At 50.2% G+C, this 23,036-nt stretch carries 19 protein-coding genes; 11 read left to right on the top strand and 8 right to left on the bottom strand.

Going from position 1 to position 23,036, the window contains the following annotated elements:
• The first annotated feature begins 71 nt into the window (after positions 1-71).
• The 5 genes from ftsA to H6624_10535 all read left to right on the top strand — a co-directional run bounded on the left by ftsA (position 72) and on the right by H6624_10535 (position 6,008).
• A complete protein-coding gene (gene ftsA, locus H6624_10555; protein ID MCB9084776.1) occupies positions 72-1,331 on the top strand; it encodes a cell division protein FtsA in 1,260 nt (419 codons plus the stop codon).
• 17 nt (positions 1,332-1,348) lie between these two features.
• Positions 1,349-2,896, top strand: coding sequence for a cell division protein FtsZ (ftsZ, locus tag H6624_10550; protein MCB9084775.1), 1,548 nt, complete (start codon positions 1,349-1,351; stop codon positions 2,894-2,896).
• Between the two features lie 68 nt (positions 2,897-2,964).
• Positions 2,965-3,726, top strand: a complete 762-nt coding sequence (locus H6624_10545; protein MCB9084774.1) for a UDP-2,3-diacylglucosamine diphosphatase — start codon at positions 2,965-2,967, stop codon at positions 3,724-3,726.
• Positions 3,727-3,739: 13 nt separating this feature from the next.
• Complete coding sequence (locus tag H6624_10540; protein MCB9084773.1) at positions 3,740-5,299, top strand: GMC family oxidoreductase; 1,560 nt, start codon at positions 3,740-3,742, stop codon at positions 5,297-5,299.
• A gap of 496 nt (positions 5,300-5,795) precedes the next feature.
• On the top strand, positions 5,796-6,008 hold the full coding sequence (locus H6624_10535; protein MCB9084772.1) for a hypothetical protein: 213 nt from the start codon (positions 5,796-5,798) through the stop codon (positions 6,006-6,008).
• On the opposite strand, the gene recN is transcribed toward H6624_10535, so the two are convergent.
• From recN to H6624_10515, 4 genes are all read right to left on the bottom strand, one after another.
• Entirely contained in the window at positions 5,994-7,700 is a 1,707-nt protein-coding gene (recN, locus tag H6624_10530; protein MCB9084771.1) for a DNA repair protein RecN, read from the bottom strand. The genes H6624_10535 and recN overlap by 15 nt on opposite strands.
• A 40-nt stretch (positions 7,701-7,740) precedes the next feature.
• The gene (locus H6624_10525) at positions 7,741-8,625 is read right to left on the bottom strand and encodes an NAD(+)/NADH kinase (GenBank protein ID MCB9084770.1); all 885 of its coding nucleotides are present in this window, start codon (positions 8,623-8,625) and stop codon (positions 7,741-7,743) included.
• Between the two features lie 3 nt (positions 8,626-8,628).
• Entirely contained in the window at positions 8,629-10,692 is a 2,064-nt protein-coding gene (locus H6624_10520; protein MCB9084769.1) for a M3 family metallopeptidase, read from the bottom strand.
• 98 nt (positions 10,693-10,790) lie between these two features.
• Positions 10,791-11,351 (bottom strand): hypothetical protein, encoded by a 561-nt coding sequence (locus H6624_10515; protein ID MCB9084768.1) that lies wholly within the window; start codon positions 11,349-11,351, stop codon positions 10,791-10,793.
• 248 nt (positions 11,352-11,599) lie between these two features.
• On the opposite strand from H6624_10515, the gene H6624_10510 reads away from it, so the two are divergent.
• Complete coding sequence (locus H6624_10510; protein ID MCB9084767.1) at positions 11,600-12,166, top strand: hypothetical protein; 567 nt, start codon at positions 11,600-11,602, stop codon at positions 12,164-12,166.
• The gene (locus H6624_10505) at positions 12,163-12,951 is read left to right on the top strand and encodes a hypothetical protein (GenBank protein ID MCB9084766.1); all 789 of its coding nucleotides are present in this window, start codon (positions 12,163-12,165) and stop codon (positions 12,949-12,951) included. Before H6624_10510 ends, H6624_10505 begins: the two co-directional genes overlap by 4 nt.
• A gap of 103 nt (positions 12,952-13,054) precedes the next feature.
• Here the strand turns inward: H6624_10505 and H6624_10500 are convergent, their stop codons facing one another.
• Both H6624_10500 and H6624_10495 read right to left on the bottom strand, forming a co-directional pair.
• Positions 13,055-14,854 (bottom strand): long-chain fatty acid--CoA ligase, encoded by a 1,800-nt coding sequence (locus tag H6624_10500; GenBank protein MCB9084765.1) that lies wholly within the window; start codon positions 14,852-14,854, stop codon positions 13,055-13,057.
• Positions 14,855-14,888: 34 nt separating this feature from the next.
• Positions 14,889-17,453, bottom strand: coding sequence for a protein kinase (locus H6624_10495; GenBank protein ID MCB9084764.1), 2,565 nt, complete (start codon positions 17,451-17,453; stop codon positions 14,889-14,891).
• A 123-nt stretch (positions 17,454-17,576) separates the two neighbouring features.
• On the opposite strand from H6624_10495, the gene H6624_10490 reads away from it, so the two are divergent.
• Positions 17,577-18,170: a dephospho-CoA kinase gene (locus H6624_10490; protein ID MCB9084763.1), complete on the top strand. Its 594-nt coding sequence runs from the start codon at positions 17,577-17,579 to the stop codon at positions 18,168-18,170.
• Here H6624_10490 and H6624_10485 read toward each other — a convergent pair.
• On the bottom strand, positions 18,167-19,351 hold the full coding sequence (locus H6624_10485; protein MCB9084762.1) for a hypothetical protein: 1,185 nt from the start codon (positions 19,349-19,351) through the stop codon (positions 18,167-18,169). The two genes, H6624_10490 and H6624_10485, sit on opposite strands and share 4 nt — an antisense overlap.
• A 35-nt stretch (positions 19,352-19,386) precedes the next feature.
• Between H6624_10485 and H6624_10480 the strand changes: the two genes are divergently transcribed.
• Positions 19,387-20,067 carry a hypothetical protein gene (locus H6624_10480; protein MCB9084761.1) on the top strand — a complete coding sequence of 227 codons (681 nt, stop codon included), beginning with the start codon at positions 19,387-19,389 and terminating at the stop codon, positions 20,065-20,067.
• A 5-nt stretch (positions 20,068-20,072) separates the two neighbouring features.
• Here the strand turns inward: H6624_10480 and H6624_10475 are convergent, their stop codons facing one another.
• Entirely contained in the window at positions 20,073-20,744 is a 672-nt protein-coding gene (locus H6624_10475; protein MCB9084760.1) for a hypothetical protein, read from the bottom strand.
• Between the two features lie 197 nt (positions 20,745-20,941).
• Here H6624_10475 and H6624_10470 point away from each other — a divergent pair, with 197 nt between their 5' ends.
• Complete coding sequence (locus H6624_10470) at positions 20,942-22,066, top strand: hypothetical protein (GenBank protein ID MCB9084759.1); 1,125 nt, start codon at positions 20,942-20,944, stop codon at positions 22,064-22,066.
• 105 nt (positions 22,067-22,171) lie between these two features.
• A complete protein-coding gene (locus H6624_10465; GenBank protein MCB9084758.1) occupies positions 22,172-23,023 on the top strand; it encodes a hypothetical protein in 852 nt (283 codons plus the stop codon).
• Positions 23,024-23,036: the final 13 nt, after the last annotated feature.

The following is a 23,036-nucleotide window of genomic DNA, read 5'->3' as shown; positions in this document are numbered from 1 at the left end:
AACACGGATGTTGCACTTGTCAGGGATGATTGAAGGTTTCAACAACTTAGGGACTGCAACATTGAGGAAATATGACAAAGGTAACCAAGAACAACCACGTGGTTGCCGGTCTGGACATAGGTACTACTAAAGTCGCCTGTGTGATCGGCGTGATGGGGATCGAGGGACTCAACGTAGTTGGTGTGGGAGTCGCGCCGAACCCGGGAATGCGCCAAGGAACTGTGGTTAATATCGAAACCACAGTAGAAGCCATCAGAAAAGCAAGAGAAGAGGCTGAGCTCATGTCGGGTATCACATTGAACTCGGTATGGTTGGGTGTTGGAGGCATGCACATCGAGTCCTTTGACTCCACGGGAATGGTGGCAATCCGTAACAAGGAAGTGAGTGAAGAAGACATTCATCGGGTGATTGAGGCTGCGAAGGCGGTGGCTATTCCCACAGATCGTCACGTTCTGCATGTGGTTCCACAGGACTACAAGATCGACGGGCAAGAGGGAATTAGTGATCCAATTGGAATGTCGGGTGTGCGTCTGGAAACTTCAGTGCATATCATCACTGGGAATGCCTCTTCTGTTCAAAATGCCATTAAGTGTACCGAGCGTGCGGGTCTGCGGGTGAAAGGCCTGGTACTTCAGCAATTGGCCTCGGCTCTTTCGGTGATTAGTGAAGATGAGAAAGATCTAGGTTGTAGTGTGGTAGATATCGGTGGCGGCACCTGTGATATGATTAGCTTCACTCAGGGGAGCGTCACCCACACAGCTGTTATTCCCGTTGGTGGAAACAACTTTACTCATGATGTAGCCATGGGTTTGAGAACCACGCAGAATAGTGCAGAAGCCCTCAAGAAGAAGTATGGCTGTGCCTTGGCTGAAATGGTTAACACGGATGAATCCATAGATGTGGAGGCTGTCGGCGGTCGTAAGAGCCGCACCCTTCCACGCCGCGAATTGTGTGAAGTTCTGGAGGCTCGTGCCGAGGAGACTTTACACCTCATTCGTGGTGAGATCGCCGATGCGGATTTGACCACCAAACTTGGGTCTGGGCTGATCTTAACCGGCGGAGGCAGTCTTCTTCCCGGTTTGGTTGAAATGGGTGATTTTGTTTTTGATATACCTGTCCGACGGGGGGCACCCGATAGGGTTGGTGGCTTAACGGATGTAGTTCGCTGCTCAAGCTTTGCCACTGCCGTTGGTTTGGTTCTTTATGGCGTGGAACAGGAAAAGCTGAAACTGAAGCATAAGCCTGTGGAGGCACCCCGTGATTCGGAGGAAGACGGAGCTGTCTCTGGATTTGCAAAGAAAATTAAGGAATACTTTTCGAGCGTCTTTTAGGTTCCAGGGGAGGGAATATGTTTGAGCTGGAGGAAAATGCCAACATTGGTGCCTGCATTAAGGTCATAGGTGTTGGTGGCGGCGGAAACAACGCTGTCCAGACGATGATTGAGGGTGGATTGACCGGTGTGGAGTTTGTGGTTGCTAACACAGACCGACAGGCTCTTTCAGCAAACAAGGCAGAAAGAAAAATTAATTTAGGATCTGAGCTCACCAAGGGTTTGGGTGCGGGCGCCAATCCAGAAATTGGTAAACGGGCAGCTATTGAGTCTTACAATGACATTGTAGAAATTCTTGATGGTGCTGACATGGTTTTTGTCACGGCCGGGATGGGTGGTGGCACGGGAACCGGTGGAGCTCCAATCGTGGCCAAGATTGCCAAGGAGTTGGGTGCTCTAACCATCGGTGTGGTTACCCGTCCCTTCTTTTTTGAAGGAAAAAAGAGAAAGCGGCATGCCGACTCCGGAATTCAGGAGCTCAAGGAGAATGTTGATACGTTGATCGTCATTCCCAATCAGAAACTCTTGTCGGTTTCCAGTGAAAAGACACCACTTCTTGAGACCTTCAAAAAGGCGGATCATGTTTTGCTTCAGGCAGTAAAAGGAATTTCCGATCTGATCAATATCCGCGGTCTGATCAATCTGGATTTCGCTGATATTCGTACGGTCATGGCTGCCAAAGGCATGGCCATCATGGGGTCAGGTGTGGCTGTGGGTGAAAACCGGGCTGTGGAGGCTGCGACCGGAGCCATTTCATCTCCTCTTCTCGAGAACATTGCCATTGACGGTGCTACTGGAATTATCATCAACGTTACCGGTGGCCCAGACCTGACATTGTGGGAAGTCAACGAAGCTTCGACTCTGATCACAGAAGCCTCCCATGAAGATGCCGAGATCATCTTTGGTGCTGTTATTGATGAAAACATGGGTGACGAAGTTCGTGTGACTGTTATTGCGACTGGATTTGGTAATGAAAACCAAACCCGTCTGGTGTCTGATCAGATCAGCCGCCTTCAAGCGATGGCTGAGGCTCAGGTCAATATGGCAAATGCTCAGGGTCATCGTATGATGGATCAACGGGTAATCCACGCGAACAATCAGTATCAGGTTCCGACCCAGTATCAGGCCCCTCAGGCACCTGAGGCTGCGGTCGAAAAGCCCATCGCTCAGCCCCCTCAGCCGCAGCGGGAAGAAATCGAAATGATTGCTCCCCTGAAGGAAGAGGTTACTCCGCAGGCAGAGCCTACTTCTCAGAGTGCAGCTCCGGTGATGGCGGAGCATTTGGCGGCTGAAGACTCCGCAGAAAAACCTAAGCTTCCCCGGGATATTCTTTTGGCAAAAGCCAAGGCCTACAGGGAGAGCCAGGCTCACACTCACACTCAGGCTCAGCAGCCAGAACAATTGACAATGAATGTTGAAGAGGATGTGGACCCACTGGCATCAGCCCGTCGCTTGGCTCGAGAAGTGGCACGGTCCCCCTTTGATGCTGAAAATCTGGAGGTCCCTTCATATCTGCGGAAGAAGCATCAGATCGATGATAGTAGTGAAGGACAAAAGGATTACTAAGCTCCTTAATCAGTACATCTCAATTCGTCCGGTTGCTGATTGGCGACCGGACGTTTTTTTAGAGTAGGATGATGAGTGTTGCTGCCTATTTTGTATCAGATGTCCATCTGACCGATGCCTCCGGAGACAGAGCTGAGCTGTTCCTTTCCTTCCTGCGCCGACTGGGTGCTGACCTCGAGTGCACTCATTTGTTTATGATGGGGGATATTTTTGACTTGTGGCTATCCGATCACCAATATTTTCAAGAGCGATATCGAAATGTTGTCGACCAAATTAGACGTCTGACGATGGAAGGTGTTGCGGTACACTACTTTGAAGGCAACCACGATTTGTATCTTGAGAAGTTTTGGGGAAAGGAATTAGGTGTTGATGTGCACCCAGGTCCGATCAATACAACACTGGCAGGACTCAGGTTGCGACTGGAGCATGGTGATGAATTGGATCCAGATGATACGGGATATCGTTTCTTACGGTGGTTTTTACGGACACCTGTAATGAAGATGGTGGCTCATTGGCTACCAGAGACTTTGCTCGTGAGGATAGGGGAAAGGGCAAGCCAGGGAAGCCGGGCTTACACCAGTGGCTACAAGTCTCAGGACCAGGCGACAGCAAGAGAAAAGATTTTGGCCCACGGTCGCAGAATATTGGCGACCAAACCCTATGACATACTTATCGCCGGGCATATACATGTGCGCGAGGATCGAGAGATCAGCTCTGGAGAAACGAAGCACCGAATTGTCAATTTGGGAAGTTGGATGGAGAGGCCATCGGTCTTTGTTTTGACTGCCAGCGAGGGTCGGTGGTTAGATCTAGACAGGGTATCCAAATAGAGGGTGACCAGCCGTGGATGCGAGTCGAGAAAAATTCGACTTCCTGATTGTCGGTTCCGGATTCGGTGGTAGCGTATGCGCTCTCCGCTTGGTGGAAAAAGGCTATCGGGTTGCTCTCGTCGAAGAGGGGCGGGAATATCGGGATCAGGACTTCGCCAAGACCAACTGGAATTTGAAACGCTTTTTATGGATGCCGCGCCTAGGTTGTCAAGGCATCCAAAGGCTTCAGTGGTTTCGCGGCCTGCTGCTTTTAGGGGGAGCGGGCCTTGGCGGGGGGAGCCTGGTTTACGCCAACACTCTGTTCAAACCGCGACATCAGGTCTTCAAGCACAAAGACTGGCTCCAGCAGGTGGATTGGGCGGAGGAGCTCGAACCTCACTATGAAACCGCCTCAAAAATGCTCGGAAGAACTGCAAATCCGGAAATCCACCCGGCCGATGAGCAACTCAAACACATCGGGGAAGCCATGGGGGTTGCTGACAGCTTTGAACCCACACAGGTGGGTGTTTACTTTGGTTCACCTGATGAGGAGGTAGATCCCTATTTTAATGGAGAAGGACCCAAGCGAAGGGGGTGCACTTACTGTGGGGCTTGCATGGTAGGTTGTCGGGAAAATGCCAAAAATACTTTGGTAAAAAACTATTTATACTTTGCCCGCAAAAAGGGCCTGCAAGTTTTTCCTTCCACTCGGGCAAAAAAGTTGATCTGGCAATCCGAAGGTGGCTACGTCGTCGAAACAGAACAATGGAAGGTTTTTCGAAAACGGCCAGGACCAGTCTTTCGGGCTGAAAAAGTCATTTTAAGTGCTGGAGTGATGGGTACTCTTGGAATCTTGTTTGAGAACAAGTCAAATTTTAGGACCCTCTCTCATGTTTCCAATCGACTGGGAAAAGATGTTTTCATCAATGGCGAGTGTCTGCTTGGGGCGTCCGCCTATGGTCTTGGTCGGGATTTTTCAAAAGGGGTCGCCATTGGTGCCTCGATACATTTGGATGAACAAACCACTCTTGAGGCTGTTCGTTATTCAAAGGGTAGCAGTGCTCTAGGTCCCCTCGGCGTTCCGCTCACGGGTCCGGGCAGTCTTTGGGTCCGCCGTTTTAAGTTCTTTTTTAGAATGTTGTTTCAGGGTATCAATTGGTTGCGGGTTTTGTTGGCCAAAGGGTGGGCCGAGCGAAGCGTGATTCTTTTGTTTATGAGAGCGAGTGGGGAAAAAATGAACTTCACCTCAAAGGGGCGCGGTCATCTGTTCCGTCTGGCTCGATCGGGGGGGGATCAAATTACAACATTTTACCCTGAGGCCCAACAGGCAGCTCAAATCTTGGCGCGAAACATCGACGGCATGGCGATGAACATTCTGCCTGAAGTGGTGGCCCAAACGCCAGCAACAGCTCACATATTAGGAGGTGCTCGAATAGGCCAAAACGCCGAGGACGGCGTGGTGGATAAAAACCACCAGGTCTTTGGTTACCCGGGTCTCTACGTTTGCGATGGGTCTGTGGTTCCAGGAAACCTAGGAGTTAACCCCAGTTTTACCATCACGGCGATGGCAGAGCGGTTTTGTTCTCAGTTCTAAGTGTCAGCCAATTGACACCAAATTTCACCCGGGCAAAGCCAAAAAACAACCCTTATTTCAGATGATTAGCGGTTCAAAGTGAGAATCACTGACCAATCTGTTTTCACCCCATAAACGCCTGTATAAAGTCAGGTCAGTCCGCACATCTAGGCTATTTTGTTTGGAAAACATAGGATTTCTCAAATTGACTCACCAATATGTAGACAAGGTCGGGCTTTTCGCGATCTCAGCTCCGCGTTAAAAGGGGATTGGGCTGGTACGGGATTTGGATTAGCTAGGTAGTAAGACTGTCAACGCAAAAAAGTCTTGTAGATGAGAGAGATCACCAATTGCCCCTGGTGAGTCTCAAATGAGACCAAAAAGTTCCCCAAATTTTTTGGTCACAGTACCCCAGAACTATGCCCCTTGTGAAGCCTCTCTCATTGCCCCGAGTGAGGCTTTCTTTTTTTCTCTGGGAGAGAGACGTATGTGGGTTGGGGAAAGCGAGGTTATTGGGATGGCACAAACACTGGCGCTAGAAGGTAAGACAGAACCTCAACAGGTAGAGAAATCAAGGTGGTTGGGATTCTCCAAGATTGAATGGATCGTGTTCTGGGGAACAGCTATCACCGCCTTTGTTTTTATGGCGAGTATCACCCGCGATGGCAGTGATCCTCTTGAGGGCATGGTTCGCGTCGGCCTCTCAGTTTTTACTCTACTGTTTTCTTGATTCGGCCAACAGCTGGCGGGCGTGATCCCGACTGGTTTTGGTCACCTTTTCTCCTGACAACAGGCGTGCTATCTCGCTGATCTTTTCGTCATTGCTTGTAAGGGATACCACCTCCATTTGGGTTTTCTTGTTCGTGGTCTTCTTGTGAATAAAGAAATGATGATCCGCAAAGGATGCGACCTGAGGAAGGTGGGTCACACAAATCACCTGCTGACCTTTGGCGATAGCCTTAAGTTTTCGCCCAACCATCTCTGCCGTCATGCCAGAAACTCCGGCATCGACCTCATCAAACAAAAAGGTTCGTGGGAGTTCTGACAAGCCAATGGTTCTCTTTAGTGCCAGAAGAGTTCGACTCAGTTCCCCACCACTGGCAAACTTGGCCAGGGGGCGGGGTTGATCCTTCTCTCCACTCTTGGTGGTAAACTCAATATCTGATATCCCAGTTGGACCCACATCAGACAGGACTTTGAGGTCCACGCCAAAAGTGACTTCCTTCATGTTTAGATCCCGAAGCTCCTGATTAACCTTCTTTGTTAACACGGAACAGGCCTTCTTTCTCTGCTCATGGAGGCTTTGTGCCAAAGACTTAAGGGCGAGACTCAATTCCTTTTCCTGCTTATCAATCAAGGCGAGGGCCTCATCGCAGTTTTCCAACTGGTCAATTTCTTCCGAAATACGCTCAAGCGTTCCCAGGATAACTTCCACAGAGCTACCATACTTTTTCTGCAAGTGCCGCAGTTGGCTCATTCTCGCTTCCAGACCATCCAGTTCGCTAGGATCAATGTCCACATTCCGGCCATATTCACGCAGCTCATAGACCACCTCTTCAATTAGGGTTTTGGCCGTCTGCAGGGGCTCGATCATTTTTAGAACGCCCGGGTCGCAATCGGCTAGTTCCTGCGCTTTTTGAATAATCCGGTGAATGCGAACGAGTGAAGAGTCATCATCTCCGTAGAGAGCCTCCTCACTCTGTCCCGCAAAGCTCGCCAGCTTAGAGGAGTTCTTTGCCCTTTGAAAACGGGCCTGAAGCTCATCTTCCTCGCCCGGACGGAGATTTAAATTGGCGATTTCATCACGTTGATAGCGAAGGAAGTCCAGGCGCTGTTCACGCTGCAAACGACTTTCCTCAAGTTGCTGGCGCTTCTTCTTAAGCAACCGCAACTCATCATACTTTTCCTGTACACTGAGACGTAGATCCCAGCAGTTGGCCATTCGATCTACCATATCCAGATGGTAGGACTTGGACTGGAGGTTGCGGTTATCATGCTGACCAGTCATTTCAATAAGAGGAGCCGATTGATGCCCGGTTAGCTCAATCAAAGGACAAATGATTTCCTTCAAAGTGTTCAGCGACGTCAGAGCTCCGTTGAGGTAGACCCGGCTTTTGCCCTGAGAGGACAAGATACGGCGAACCACTAAATGGTCATCTGGAGTTTCAATACCCATTTCATGTAGGTGTTGAGTGATATCGGGACGGCGGGAAAGATCAAAGGCTCCTTCGATTGTCGCCACCTCAGCTCCGGTCCGAATGACTCCAGGTTGGGATTTGTCACCCATCAACAGGGCTAGACTCTTAAGTAGCACAGATTTTCCCGCACCGGTCTCGCCGCTGAGGATATTCAAGCCTTCGGCAAATTGAAGACTAATGGCATTGATGATGGCAAAGTTGGAGACGTTCAACTCCACAAGCATAAGGCTTCCCCCAAATTGACGACGATGTCGCTAAATTCAATTAGAAAACCGCACGTGTCCCAAAGTTGAGCTTTTCACGAAGTAAATCAAAGTAGTTATGACTCGGGCGCCTGAGAACAAAGTGTTCATTCGGATCCAATTTTATGGAGATCTCATCATCTCCAGTCACCTTTGTCACCTGTTGACCATCGACGGTCAGAGCGGCTTCACTCAATCCCTTTTTTACCTTAAAGATCAGGGTCTTATTCTCGGGAAAAAGGATTGGACGGTTTGTCAAACTATGGGGACAAATGGGAGTCACGACAAAAGACTTTACTTCCGGGTGCAGAATAGGCCCTCCGGCCGCCAAGTTGTAGGCAGTTGATCCGGTCGGAGCAGCGATGATCAGGCCGTCAGCCTTGTAGTCACAAACGTGCTGTTTTTCGCAAAAGGCACTCAGGGTGATCATATGATTGCCGCCTCGTTCGATCACCACATCGTTGAGGGCGGTGTGCTCAATGCGGACTTTGCCCTTGCGTTTGACCTTTACCTGAATCATGGCTCTGGGTCGCATCTCCATTTTGCCAGTCAAAGCCAGTTCGAGAGTCTGGTAAAGATCCTCCAGACGGGTCTCAGTAAGAAAGCCAAGAGAACCCATGTTTACGCCTAAAATCGGAATCTTTCGTCCTTCTAGGTAGCGAACCGCCTCCAGGTAGGTTCCATCGCCCCCCAGGACGACGACTAGGTTCAGGGAGCCAAGGGTTTGCTTGCTGGCTTTTTTGATACTTTTGGCAATTGTCTGATCTGGATGGCTGAAGACCTCACCCCCTCTGTCTAACAGCCACTTGGCTGCTTCCTGGGATACGGATTTCGCTGATGCGGTCCCTTGTCGGAACAGAATCAGAACCTTGTGCTTCTTCTCAGATGTCTTCATTTTTTTTGCCATATCCTAGATCAAACCATCCCTGCGCAAGAGTGCATCGGGGTCCGGTTCCCGGCCACGGAAGCGCTTATATAGAACCATTGGGTGCTCAGTTCCGCCCCGCGAGAGAATGTTTTTTTCAAACTGCTCCGCGACCTGCTTATTGAACAGACCCTTCTCCTGGAAAAACTCAAAGGCATCGGCGTCCAAAACTTCGGCCCACTTGTAGCTGTAGTAACCAGCCGAATAGCCACCACCAAAAATGTGAGAGAAGGCCGTAGAGAAAAGAGTCCCAGGAATTTGTGGCAGTACAGAAGATGCTTCGGTGACTTTGTGTTCGTAATCCGCCACGCTGCCAATTGTGTCAGGTCTGACATCGTGAAAGGCCATATCCAAAAGACCAAAGTTTACCTGGCGAACGCAATGGTACCCAGCCATAAACCGGGCAGTATCTTTGATCTTTTTGGCCAGAGCTTCAGGAATTTTCTCGCCGGTTTCGTAATGCCGGGCAAACAAATCTAGCGCTTCTTTCTCGTAAGTCCAGTTTTCCAGCACCTGGGAGGGCAACTCCACAAAGTCCCAGTATACACTGGTTCCTGCCTGACTGCGATAGTAGCACTGCGAGAGAAGGCTATGCAGGGCATGACCAAACTCATGGAAGAGTGTCTGAACTTCCAAAAAAGAGAGTAAACTGGGTTTGCCCGGGGTGGGCTTGGTGAAATTACAGACAATGCCCACGTGAGGTCTCATCAGGCCATTTTCATAATGTCCCTGCTCCCGAAAATTAGTCATCCAGGCGCCACCCTTTTTGCTCGGGCGCGGAAAGAAATCTGCATAGAAAAGTCCAATGAAGTCACCAGACTCTTCTTTGCTCACCTCATAAACTTTTACATCCTTATGGTATCTTGGATACTGGTCACATTCCTTGAACTTAAGGCCATAGAGTAGGCGGGCGTGGGTGAACACACCTTCGACAGTTTTCTCAAGCTGAAAATAGGGACGCAGCTCTTCTTCATCAAAATGAAACTTTTCAATCTTGTATTTTTCAGCGTAGTAGCTGAGATCCCAGGGCATCAGGGTGTTTGGGCCGCCGAGTTCCTGGGCAAAGCGGGTGATGCTGGCAATTTCTTGTTCTGCAGCGGGCTTTGAGGCCTTGAGCAACTTCTCCAAAAACCCATGTACCATCTGCGGACTCTCCGCCATGCGCTTGCGCAGGACAAAGTCAGCATGAGTCGGGTAGCCGAGCAGATTGGCCCGCTCGTGGCGCAGACCAATGATCTTCATCACCATTTCGGAATTGTTATAAGGCCCATCCACACAACGGCAGGCATAAGCCCGCCACAGCTTCTCCCGATACTCACGCACATCGGAATACTTTAGAAAAGGCATATAACTGGGAGCATCGAGTGTGAACAACCAGCCCGTCTTACTTTTTTCCTCAGCCGCGTGAGCTGCGGCTTCAATTGCTGATGGAGGCAGGCCCGACAACTCCTTTTCATCAGTGATATGAAGTTCAAATGCATTGGTGGCCTTGAGAACATTGTCATTAAAGGCCGGCCCCAACTTGGAAAGTTCCTCGTCAAGCCTGCGCAGCGTCTCCTTGCCTGCCTGATCTAATAAGGCGCCGTTGCGAGTGAAGTCGACGTAGGTGTCTTCAAGAAGGGTGATCTGCTCAGCCGACAATTGAGCCCGATCGGCACATTCATGGACGGCTTTAATGCGAACAAACAGCTCTGCATCGTGGACAATGTCCGAAGAAAAATTGGAGAGTAGAGGGCCAATTTCGTTGGCTAAGGCTTGAAGCTCATCACTTGTTTCAGCGCTCAGCAAGTTGTAGTAGACGTGGGAAATCAAATCCACTCGCTCACCAGAAATCTCCATGGCCTCAATGGTATTGGCAAAAGTGGGAGGCTCCGGGTTTTTCGATATCCGAGTGATCCCCTCCTTGGCCAGGCGGATGGCTTCCTTCAAAGCAGGAAGAAAATGCTCCAGTTTGATCTCCGGAAAAGGGACCGCCAAGTGGGGCTGGCTGGAATCGTGAAGAAGGGGATTACTACTTAAATTGCCTTGGGAATTGTTATTTTGGTTCATTGAATTGGGATACCATAGTGGCCGCCCCTGAAGGAAGCATTTTGGCTTCCCAATGGCTGTCAGCCTGGAGGCGGATGACAGCCATAGTCAAAGTCAGATTAGAATGTGGACCAGCACCACTGGAGGGTTCCGCCCAGCCAGTCGCCACAGCGGCAGTTACCCGATCCTGCGTAACAGCTGGCGAGGATGGGATTGCCTGGAGTCCAGACTCCACCCATATAGATGCTGTTAAGATACTGGGTGGTGAAGTTGGCACTAAGAGTGGAGTAACCAACGCATACCAAAGTGCCTCCCATCAACACGGGGTAGAACACACCGTGGGTGTACGCCGAGCAACCATTGCCGCTGGTCGTGTAGTAGGGGAAAACATTGGAGTTGTTGAACACGTTATTTTGGCAGTCCACTCGTGCGCCGTTAACATCCACATAAAACCCTTGATTTGGGTCCCATCGGTACTGTGAGCAGTTATTCGTGGCAGTATAACAGGTCACGGCCCGACCTTGAGCATCGTAATAAAATCCGTTGCGATAGGTGTACTGTGAACAGGTGTTGTTCGCGGGTGTCACGGCGACCGTGCTGTTCCCACTTTTTTTGTCCTTGTTGCAGCCGACTAGGCCAACTGCCAAGGCGAAAAATCCAATAACCAAAAGGTTCTTCATGGCTCTTCCTCCCATGCCTTAGGAATGTCCTAAACTCATCAAAGCCAGAGAATTCCAATAAATATGCCAGTTTTAGGTGGGTTAAGGCCCTTCCCGAGGGGGGTTGAGGCCCAATTTGTGCCAAAAATCGTCCCTAGGTCCCTGAAATGAGCCCATTTTTGGAGGACGCGGAGCAGCCCGCTGAGGGGGCAAACCCTTGCCCCAATAGGGGGATTTGGGCACACTTAGTTCAAGGAGAGGGGGAGTCTATGGTGCGCCTGTTGATCGGGGTTTTGCTGGGTCTGCTTTTGGTTCCAGGCACGTCCTGGGGGCTCAAGGACTATAAGCGTTCAATGCCCAAGAAGCTCAACTCATATCTGAGTGAGGGCGTGGTCATAGGCGGAGTTGCGGGGCGCGGGTTCTCCCTGCGTGATGTGCGCCGCAAATTTGGGAAGAAAACCAAAGTGGAGCGGGTTGTATTGGATCTGGGTGATGAAAATGGCGCCCCATTAATGGGAACCTCCTCCTACTTTCACATTGAAGTCGATTCTGCCAACTCCCGCATCATCATGGATCTCTCCCAAGTCCAGCGGTCAAAGCTAACGGAAAGCGAACTTAAAAAGATCTTTTCTGGTTCCCCTTATCTGGCTCTACAGTCAATTGCCTATGACCCTGAAGATCGAGCGACTAACCTTATCTTGAATATGAAACGTCCTATTCAGGTGGAGATTTTTTCTCCCAAACAGGCCAATAAACCAGGACGTATTATTCTCGATGTGGCGCCAGCCCCCAAGAGGGCTCAGGCCAAGCCACATCAGAAGGGGAAGAGTCGGTGATAGGATCAAGAGCGTGGGTGACATTGGCCTTACTGGTGGCGGTGGCGACCCCCTCTGTTTCCTGGGCACGAGTTTTTAATTTCAAAAACGAGTATCTAGCATCCTATTTGCGGGCCACTGGCGGCACTTCAGCGGCTGGGTCCGACGCATTTTCAAAAGCAGGTGGGACGGACACCGTTTATGCCGATGAGGTGGCCTATAATTTTAGTGGTGAAATTGGATTTCTTTTAAGATTTAAGGACCGGGTGACTGTGCGGGTGGGTATGGAGGTTCTGCAAACCAAACCTCTCAACGAAATCTCAGGCAAAAACCCCTCTGGCGTGAATCGGTTTTTACTGACGAGTAAAGTTTTAGTTTTACAACCGGTCGCAACCATTGAGGTCAATTTAGCCCCAAACCCGGAATCACGGTTCTATTTTTTTGCTGGTGCGGGCCTCTCTGACGTAACAATGGACAACGAATTTGCCATGACGGCCACAGGAACCTCTGAGTTGGGTGGAATTACTGATTTTGCCGAAAAGACCACGGCTTACGGAATCAGTGGGCACGGTGGAGTGGGCTATGAAATTCTCATGGCAGACACAGTTACTGTGGCCTTTGAGTTGGGTTACCGATACTTACCGGTACCTAAACTTGAGTTCAAAAATGATGTCACCACTATCGCCCAGGGCGCTGTCGTCAAGGGAGATACAGTCCTCAATTACGATTCCAGCAAACGGTCCCTCGATATGAGCGGACCCTTTGTCGGATTGGGCTTTCGCTTCTATATTGATTTTACGAGGTAGTTGTAGGGTGCCAGGTTCCGAAAATGCATCGGGGTGCGAAAAAAATGTGGAAAATCATTCCACTTTTTTTTCGCACCCAGATGTATTTTCGGAACCTGGCACTCTACAAGACGCTCCCGTCAACCCCATAGAGTCGATCCAAAACATCTTTGAATTTTTCATCGCAGAAGCGACGGCGCACTTTCAGACTAGGTGTGAGTTCCCCGGATTCCACAGTGAAGTCATGGGGAAGCACAGCGAAGTTCTTAATGGTTTCAAATGAGGAAAGCTGGCTGTTCACATCGGCGATGGCGTCGCGGATGAGCTCTTTTACCCTTGGGTGTTGGGTTAGGCTTGGGACATCACTATAAGAAACACTATACTGTTGAGCAAAGTCCTCAATGTTCTCCGGATTCAGAGTCACAAGTGCGACAATGTACTTTCTGCGATCACCGTGGATCAAAACCTGGGAGACGTACTTATTTAACTTCAACAGGTTCTCGAGTTTTTGAGGTGCAACGTACTTTCCACCAGCAGTTTTGATGAGATCTTTCTTGCGATCGGTGATGCGCAAAAACCCCTCGTCATTGAACTCACCGATATCTCCCGTTCTAAAGAACCCACCTTCTGTGAAGGCGGCCTTCGTGGCTTCGTGATTATTGTAATACTCGGTCATGACCTTTTGGCTTTTGACCAAAACCTCACCATCCTCAGCAATTTTGACTTCCACATCCCCAAAGGCTTTGCCGACGGTGCCGAAACAATAGGCCATAGGAGTGTTCACCGTGACAGCCGCTGTTGTTTCCGTAAGTCCGTACCCTTCGAGCAACAGTATGTCTGCGGCGTGGAAGAACTCGGCGATTTCGCGGCTCAAGGGTGCGCCACCGGACAGAGCAAAGCGAAGCCGTCCTCCCAGCTTTTCTTTGAGAGGAGCAAAAACCAATTGTTTGGCGGCCACAAACTGGGCCAAATCGAGAGAAGACAGCGGCTGGCGATGAAGTCTGGATGAACTGACTCGCTTTCCGGTGCCGACCGCCCAATTGAACAAGCGGTGGCGAAGAGGGTGGGCTTCCACCTGAGTGCGAATGCCATTGTAAATCTTCTCAAAAACGCGAGGAACGCCAATCAATATGGTGGGGCGCACCTCCTGGAGGTTTTTTCGCAACTTCTCCAGGTTCTCAGCGAAACTGAGTGTGAATCCGGCATAGAGAGCCCCCCAGCCTTCGACCCTACCCAAAATATGAGCATATGGTAGAAATGTTAAGGAACCATCTCGATGATCGACTCCAATCATTTGAAAGATGTCCTTAACCTCACTCATGATCTGAGTGTGGGTCAAAACCACACCCTTGGGGCGACCTGTGGTCCCCGATGTGTAGATGATTGTGGCCAATTGATTCAGTCGGTTCCCATGAATGGCGGCCATCAAAAAATCAGTCTCCTCCTGGGCAAATCTGCGACCCGAAATGATGGCTTCCTTCCACCCGGTGATGTTCTCCTCATCGGAGCTGTGATCGGTGAAGACAAGAATCTCCTTAACCTGAGGGCATTGTTCGGCCACATTCTGAAAGCGACTGACAAGCTCGCGATTTTCGGCCAGAATCATTTTGCACTGGGAATCATTGAGTATGTACTCAATGTCTTCTTCTCGATTGCTGGTGTAAATGGGGACGGTCACCGCACCAAGACCCATGATCGCCATATCGGCAATCAACCATTCCACTCGGGTGGAGGAGAATAGAGCGATGCGATCGCCTCGGCGGATTCCTTTTTGGTGGAGAAAGCCGGCTAGTGATTCCACCTCTCTGTAGAAGTCCCGCCAGCTCCAGCGCAGCCAGTTTTGTCCTGATTTGAATTGAACGGCAACGTGAGTTTCAGGTCGTTTGAGCGCGTCTAACAAGCAGTGTGTAATGGTGCGTTCCATGTTGTCAGTTTCTTCTCTATTGGTGTCTGCGATTCTATTTACGGCCTTTGCCGCGTTTTTTCAGATAGAGAGTAACACTTTTCTTCTGGTCGCGGGATAGGAAAATTTTCTCCTCAGCCGCCAGGGAGCTGATTGGATCCACGGCCTTTACGACCACCCACGTCTCAGCTGGAACCGCGTAGTTGTAGATGGGCAGCATTTCTCCCGACAATCGTTGGCCGTTGATAAACACCTTCACCGCACGGGGAGGAATAACATCGATATTCAGGTAACCGACCAATGCCTTCTGCAGGGTGGCCGCCAACTTGCGGCCAGTTTCAGATCTCAGCAGGTCTCTTCTTTCGTAGTCGATGTAACCGGTGCGTTTGAGGACCACCAAAAATTTTTCCGTAGATGGCACTTTGATCTTACTCGGAGTGACTTTGCCCGAATTTCGCCCGTCAACATAGATTTCCGCCCCAGACGGAGTGCTGGTGATCAACAGATCGGCCATCGCCGTACTCTTGAGCAATGCTGGATTCTGATTTTCAAGCGGATCAAGTTGCGGAGCTGTTGGAGGAGGAGTGATGGCCGCAACGGTCCCCCTTGGGGGCTCTACGGGCGGTTGAGTCCCTGTCTGGTGTGGGGAAGGAATTTGCCCGGAGCCGCCAGGGTTGAGTGGTGGCGGCTGATCCGATCCCCCCGGCTTGGTAGGAGCTCCATCTGATCCCAGCTCCACATTACCCCCCAAGGCCTTGTGCAGAGATCCCAGTACAGGTTCCGTGATGTTCATAACAGGCGTCATCTGGTTGGGATAAAACTTCACAGCAAAGGAATAGAAAAGCAGAGCGACAACCGCTCCCATCATGACACCAAATCCACGTTTGGCAACGGAGTTACCTTCCACGTCGGTGGTTGAAGTGTAGCGAGAAATACTATAGCTGGAGTATTGGTTAAATTTATTACTCTCTTCTTCATAATCAGGATCTAGAGCCATATGCCCATGTTGTTGATTATGGCGAAGGTTGGAGCTACCTACCTGTTCATAGTGCTGTTGCTGATGATGATTGTTTTGGTGGTTGCCATCCGTCAGAGGCTCTTGATCCTGCCGTTGGTGAAGTCGCATGACTTCTGCCAGAGCATTGTCATCCAGACTAGATGGGCCATTGGGGTTTAGGCCCTCTTGACCATCTTTCTGGACGCGAACGCCACCACGCATCTGGTTCCCCGGATTAGGCTTGGCTCCTGGTTCTTTGAGAGTCTGGGCCTTATCCACCAATGCTTTTAGGTTGTCCTTGAGTTTTTGTTTCGCAATCTGTTCAGCTTCCGACTCGGCGCTTTGGTCCATGCCATGAACCATCGTGGGTTCCTTTATCCGGAAGGCCCCAGTTTCGGCATCTCGATCGGTGGTGAAATCAATATTGGCATCACTGTAAGTATTGGGCCCCGATTCCCCAGAGTCCGTCTCGGTGGTTGTCGAAGTGGACGTCGAATCCGTCAAATGGACGGGGACCACCTTATTGGGGTCAGGCAGGTTTTGCAGTCTCGGACCACCTTGTTTGCCACGGCTAGGAGCTGGTCCAGTGACAGTCCTCCTATGGGACTCCTCGTCCGATGGTAGCTGTACGCCAAGTGAATCGAAGCTGACCTTGGCGTATTCAATCAGCCGACGACGAGTTTCAAGGATCTCGTCGGCAAATAGAGTTTTAACAAATACCGAATAGTCGTGCGGGGAGAAGTCGGGGAATTGACGGTTGAGATAGCGGTTCAGATCCCGGTGCATGGCTGCTGCTGTTTGGTAACGAAGGTTGCGGTCGCGGGCCAGAGCCTTTTGTACAATCCTCTCCAGCTCGGCGTGGATGTTGGGATTGATTTTTCTCAAGCTCGGAACCTGACAATCCCGGATCTTACGCAGAGTATTGATTTCATTATTGGCAATAAACAGTCGGTCATTGGCCAAGAGTTCCCAAAGCACAATTCCTAATGAAAAAATGTCCGTCCGCAGATCGACAGGCTGTCCTTCTGCCTGCTCCGGACTCATGTAACCAAACTTGCCCTTTAGAGTTCCAGCGCGAGTGGTTTCCAATTGGCTTTCAGCCTTGGCAATACCGAAGTCCACAATCTTGACTTCGCCCTCATAGCTAACCATTACATTTTGCGGACTCATATCACGGTGAGTGATATTTAGTGGCTTACCGGTGGTCCCATCCAAACATCGGTGTGCGTGATCAAGGCCTGCGGCCACCTCTTTGCAGACATAGACAATCTGATCAATGGAGAACTGGGTGTTGGCTTTTTTCATCTTGTTGAGAATTTGACGCAAGTTGCGCCCCTCAACATAGTCCATTACCAAAAAGAACTGGGCCTTTTCGACACCAAACTCATAAATGCTCACGATATTACTGTGTGAAAGGTTAATGGCGATTTTTGCTTCGTCTTTGAACATGTCAATAAATTCTTGGCTATCGGAAAATTGAGGTAGAATCCTCTTGATAGCGACGAACTTTCCTATGCCACCTGCCCCGGGAGAGCGAGCAAGAAAAACCTCGGCCATCCCGCCAGCGGCCAGTTTTTCGAGGAGGATGTATTTTCCAAATACCTCGTATGATTTACTTTCCACGCACGCACACACCTTTCACGCGGGATGAATCGCTCTGTGGGACTGTGTTTTGCCCATTAGATTTATCGGCTGACCAGCCCTTGAGCTTGATGGTAAACTCCTAATTATACTAAGGTCTTAGCTATGAAATGGATCGGACTTACAGGTGGAATTGGAACGGGAAAGTCGACTGTAGCCCAGTTGTTAAGGGCTCGTGGTTGCACTGTGGTAGATGCGGATCAGTTGGCCCGGCAGGCCGTAGCCAAAAATAGTGAGGGATTTAAGCAAGTTGTCTCTCTATTTGGGACGCAAGTCCTGGGACCTGATGGAAATCTAGACCGAAGTCGATTAGGGAAGCTGGTTTTTGGTGACTCAAAACGACTCGCTGAATTGGAAAAAATCATTCATCCCATTGTGAGACGCTTGGCCTTAGACGAGAGAGATCGTTTGGCAGCCCAAGGTCTACCTGTCGCCTTTTATGATGTGCCTTTGTTATATGAGAAGGGACTGGAGACCATGTTTGACCAGGTGGTATTGGTTTATGCCCCTGAGTCTACACAAATTGAGAGAGTCATGAATCGGGATGGATTTTCACTGGATGAGGCCAAGCAAAGAGTTGCCTCGCAGCTCGCCATTGAAGAGAAAAGGAGGAGGGCGCAGATTGTCTTGGATAACTCTGGCGCTCGCGAATTGTTGGAGCGCCAAGTTGCAGAATTGCTTGAGCGTTTTAAGGCTTAAATGTCAATTGAAAGCTCCAGCATATAGCGGCGGTTTTCTTTGCTCACATCTTGAGTGCCAACTTCTTCACCCCAGGTGGCAAAATCGATTTGGAACCAAGCTAACTTAGCGCCAATTCCTGCGGACAGATAACCTTGGTTGAGTCCTACGCTCCAAGATCCCTTCCACCAACCGGCCATCTTCCAGTAGAGTTCAGCCCCAATGTGTAGGCCCTTCATGAAGGTCCAATTCTCGTGTCCCACATCGCGGATATCGACTGACATATGGGGGTCAAACACCCAGAAGTCGGGGAGGTCCCACTTGGAGCCAAAGTCAAAGCGCCGTCCCAGCTTTGGTGGTTCACCAGAATTCTCGTCAAGGAGATGAAGGTTGGTGGAAAAGCCATAGTCCAAAATATTGCGAACAACAAAAGCAAAGGTGGGCTTAGCAACGGCCAAGAGACTAAAGAAACCACTCTCGGGAAGTTTTGGATCATAGAGAAAGCCGACGTCTGCATCGATGGTCAAGCCTTCATCGCCATCGTCCTGGTTGAAAATTTCACTACCGCCAGCTAGTTCGCCGGCTGAAACCGCTGTTCCGCCGTAAATACGGTGAATCGCCTTCGCCGTTACACCGGCGCTTAGACGGTGGCCAGCGGGCTGTCCCCACTTCACATCGCGGGCATAGGAGTAGGCAATGGTTGTATCCAGATAGGCATTGACATTGATCATAGGGCCAATCTGTTGGTGGAGACTGAGATCTAGGCTCAAGTCCATAGGAACCACTGCAACACCCCAATTGGGTCGTACCCAGGAGCCGCCAAGTGTTGGCAATCGGGAGTAGAAGTGATCACCATAATGAGATTCAAGAAGATTGATCATGTTATCAATCTGCTCAGCTTCGGTACCTTTACCATCAATACTTGAGATGTCGTCGGAGAGACCAAGAAACTCAGAATCCAAGGCGCCACGGAGAAAAAAGTGCAGGTTGCCATTTTCCCGTCTGGCTAAAGCTGCAGGGTTATAAAACATGGCACTGTGATCATCAGCCACTGCGGTAAAGGCATTGCCCATTCCCATGGCGCGGGTGCTTATGTAAGGCTGATGAATGGAAAAATCCAAAGCCGGTGCAGCTACTGACTCATGAGCTGCCATAATGAGTAGAAAGGTCCCAAGTCCAAGCCAAGCCATCTTGTTCATCATTGATTTCTCCTTCATCATTCAGAGAAAAATTCTATATGGCCAAGTGGATGTTGGGTATACTCTACTCCATGCATTCACGACCCAATCTGATTTTTTTGACCTTAGTCCTGTGCTTTGAGTTGGCAGCTCACGGAGCGCCACCCTCAGATTTAAGTGATCCTCCTCCACCACCCAACGAGGAGGGAAAGCCAATTGATGAGGTAAATCCAGATGTGATTGAAAGTAACAATCTTTCAATCACACCCGTGGAAATGAGTGAGGCCGAGAAAAAGGAGATTTCCTACGTTTACCCGTATCTTCAATCGATATCCCCTAGGATCATCCTCATTGCCGATTTGGATGCCATCCGTGAGGGAGAGAGTGTACCTTACGGACTGGGAGTTACCTACCTGGCGCCGAGAAAGCGCCAACCCCAATGGGAAGGTGGTGCCGATCTGTTTTCCAATTCTGATGGACATCTGCACCTCGGTCTCCGCTGGGTGCATTTTTCGGACAACTACTTTCGGCCCTACTACAAAGCAGGAATCGCGCACGTATGGAAAGCGGACGAAAAACTGGCCAGTTTCAGTAACTGGAAAAACTACTACCTGAAAGGTGCTGTTGGATTTGAAGATGTGATCAAGCCCCCTATGAGTGCTCGATTGGAAATGGAGTTAGCCGTGGGAACCGAGGAAATGTTAATCATGTTTTCCCTCGGTTATTCTTGGGGCTTCTGAGCAGTTTAATTGTTCAACAGTGGATAGAGCTGCTGGGCAACGGTCGCCGGATCGCCGCCACCCGTGGCAATTGCCTGATTGATTTCGTTACACATCTCCTGGTCCGCATCCTGGCCGCCACAGTAACTTTGGCCAATGGTAATGATGGCAGTGCCAATGGCGGCGTCATTGCAGTTCCCTGGAGTACTGCACTGGTTAATCAAAGCCTGCCCATCTCCGTTCCAAGAACCGACGGCAGCCACCATGTAAGTTCCTACGACGGAAAGGTTAGCCAGGTACTGCAGTCCAGCTATTCCAGAGGCATTACAGTAAGCAGCGGCCGTGTCGGCGGCACTGGGGCCATCATCGTTAGCCATGATTCCCATCATGGTGGCCTCTTTGTCAGTTGTTGCATTTTCTAATTCCTGAAAGGCCTGGGAAACCTTGGAAGTGGTTAGTCCGCCCGATACAACCTCGATGGCACAGCGGACGATCATGGCCTGCTGAGAACTCAAGCCATCAACAATGCCGCGACAGCCTTTGGCAGCGGCTGGGGTTCTTGCCTTATCCAGGCATTCTTGACCTTTGGAGATGGCATTTGTCTCGTCACTTTCGCAACTGCTCAAAGAGCTGGCGAGACCCGCAACCATTGATAAAGCTACTGCACCTTTTATCCATCCAAATGACCTTTTGCCCATGATACTCCCTCATTCGCGAGACCGTCTTATTGATACACAAATCCCTCTGTAGAAATCACCCAACAGTATATCACCCCAAGTGAGGTCGGGTAGGCCTTTCCTGGCTGGTCCAGTTTTCTCGGCCCAAGGACCAATTCGTTGCTCATTCGTCTCAACCTGAGGCGAGATGGACCGATACCAATACTAAGGAGCAAATCATGATTAAAGACGACATGAAGTTGTCCAAACAAGATCTCCTTTTTCGCGCACTCACAATCCTTGGTGCGGTCATTCTCTATATCTTTGCCGCCTATAGTGCCCATGCCGGACAGAATTTTGAATTTTATCGTGGAATACGCCAAATGGGGATGGGCGGAGCCTCCATTGCTGTGGTTAACGACGAGACCGCCCTTCTGGCGAACCCGGCGGGTTTGGGCAAGCTCCGTGACTACATCATCACAGTTGCTGATCCGGAAGTGGACGTGGGCTCCAAGACTCAGGCCATTATCGGGACCGGTGTGACCAAAGTCCTGGAGCCTCAGGAGACACTGGATTTGATTAATGACGGGCACCAAAACAAGCCCTTGTACCTCAGGGCTCAGGTCTTCCCTTCATTGGTGGTGCCTAACTTTGGTGTTGGTGTATTCAAGAAGTATGAAATCAGCGCGACTGTCGATACTACGGCCAATACTTATCGCTATGACTACATCAACGATACGGCAGTGGTTTTAGGCTATAACTTCCGCTTTTGGGATGGGCGTATCAAAATCGGCTTCTCCGGACGCTTTGTCAATCGCGCCGAGGCTCATGAGGCGGCCCTTGATCCCGCATCCGCGGGGTTGACCTTGGACTCCATGGTTAAGGAGGGCTTTGGTGCAGCCGCGGACGCAGGTATCATTTTGTCCGCCCCATGGAAAATGCTGCCCACTCTAGCAGCCGTCTATCGCGATGTGGGGAATACCCACTACAATGTTAATGACGGGTTGTTTTTTAATGCCACAGAAAGGCCTGTCAATACTGTTGGCACCCTTGACGTGGCGATGGCCGTTTTTCCCATTATTGGTAAGCGAACCAGGTCAACTTTCACAGTCGAGTACCGGGATATTCTGACCGCAAGTGATGAGACTGACGTGAATCGTCGCTACCACGCGGGTATCGAATTTAACTTTGCCGATGCGGTCTTCCTCCGTGGTGGATACAACCAGCGCTACTGGACTTATGGGTTGGAATTCTCCATGGGCAACTACCAGTTTCAGGCCGCGAGTTATGGAGAAGAAGTAGGTACGGTCGATGCTCCTAAAGAAGAACGACACTACAATCTCAAATTCTCCTACCGCTTTTAGGCTGGCATTGTCGTCTTTTGTCTAGTGAAGGGCTGGGTCCAGTCTCCAATCGCTGATTTTTCAGTATCCTAATATATAGAAACAAAACCATTTTCGGGAGTTGGAATGAAGCCGAAAGGGTCCTTTTATATTTGGCCAAGACTATTGCTATTGATCTCCTTGATCACGAGCTTGAGCTGCGGTCAAAACATTCTTTCTGAATTTGCTAAGGACGACACAGACGCGGCATTGTTCAAAGCTGCCCGTATTCACATCAACAGCAGCGAATGGGACGACGCAATTTCCAAGTTCAGCAGTATGTCAGCTGCCTACTTGGCAAAGCGTGAAGTGGCTGTGGTCTATGCCTCAGCTTACGCTGGCCGTTGTGGTTTGGACTTATTGGCCTTGGCAGAGAGTATGGCCGGAACTCTACCAAGTTTGTTGTTCAAGTTTCTCATGGCACAGTACAAGAACGTCACAACAGCCAATCGCGATGATTGTAAAACGGCAGAGACTATTATCAAGGCAATAAGTGCGGATGCGGCCCTAAGGACAGTGGACGAAAACCTTCTAATGGCCTTTTTGAGCTTTGCCAAAATTGGCGCCACGATTTCAGCTCACGCCGATAAGGCTGATTTTGATGGTAATCCGGATGGAGGGTGGAATGCCTGCACCGATGATGCCGCCAATTTCCCGGAGGCCAGTGTGCGCGAAGTGGGAACGGGTCTGGCCTTGGCCCTGATCAGCCTGGGGGCGGTTGGTGGACAGAGTACCATTGGCAGTGGGCAGCTGACCTCATTGACGGACCTGTGCAACGACTTGAGTGGTATCAACCCCGCCTTGGATTTCTGCAGCATTACTGAGGCCGCGACCTACGATGCCAACCAAGTTAAAGGAATTCGGTCGATCGTTCAGGCCAATGAATGGGTGGGGATTGGCTCCTGCAACAACACCTTGGACAACTGTTTGTGTCCCTAGATCTCAATGGAGA

Source organism: Pseudobdellovibrionaceae bacterium (assembly GCA_020635075.1).
Classification (GTDB): Bacteria; Bdellovibrionota; Bdellovibrionia; order Bdellovibrionales; family UBA1609; genus JADZEO01.
Note: the sequence above shows the minus strand (reverse complement) of the source record. Positions and strands in the feature narration are given on the sequence as shown.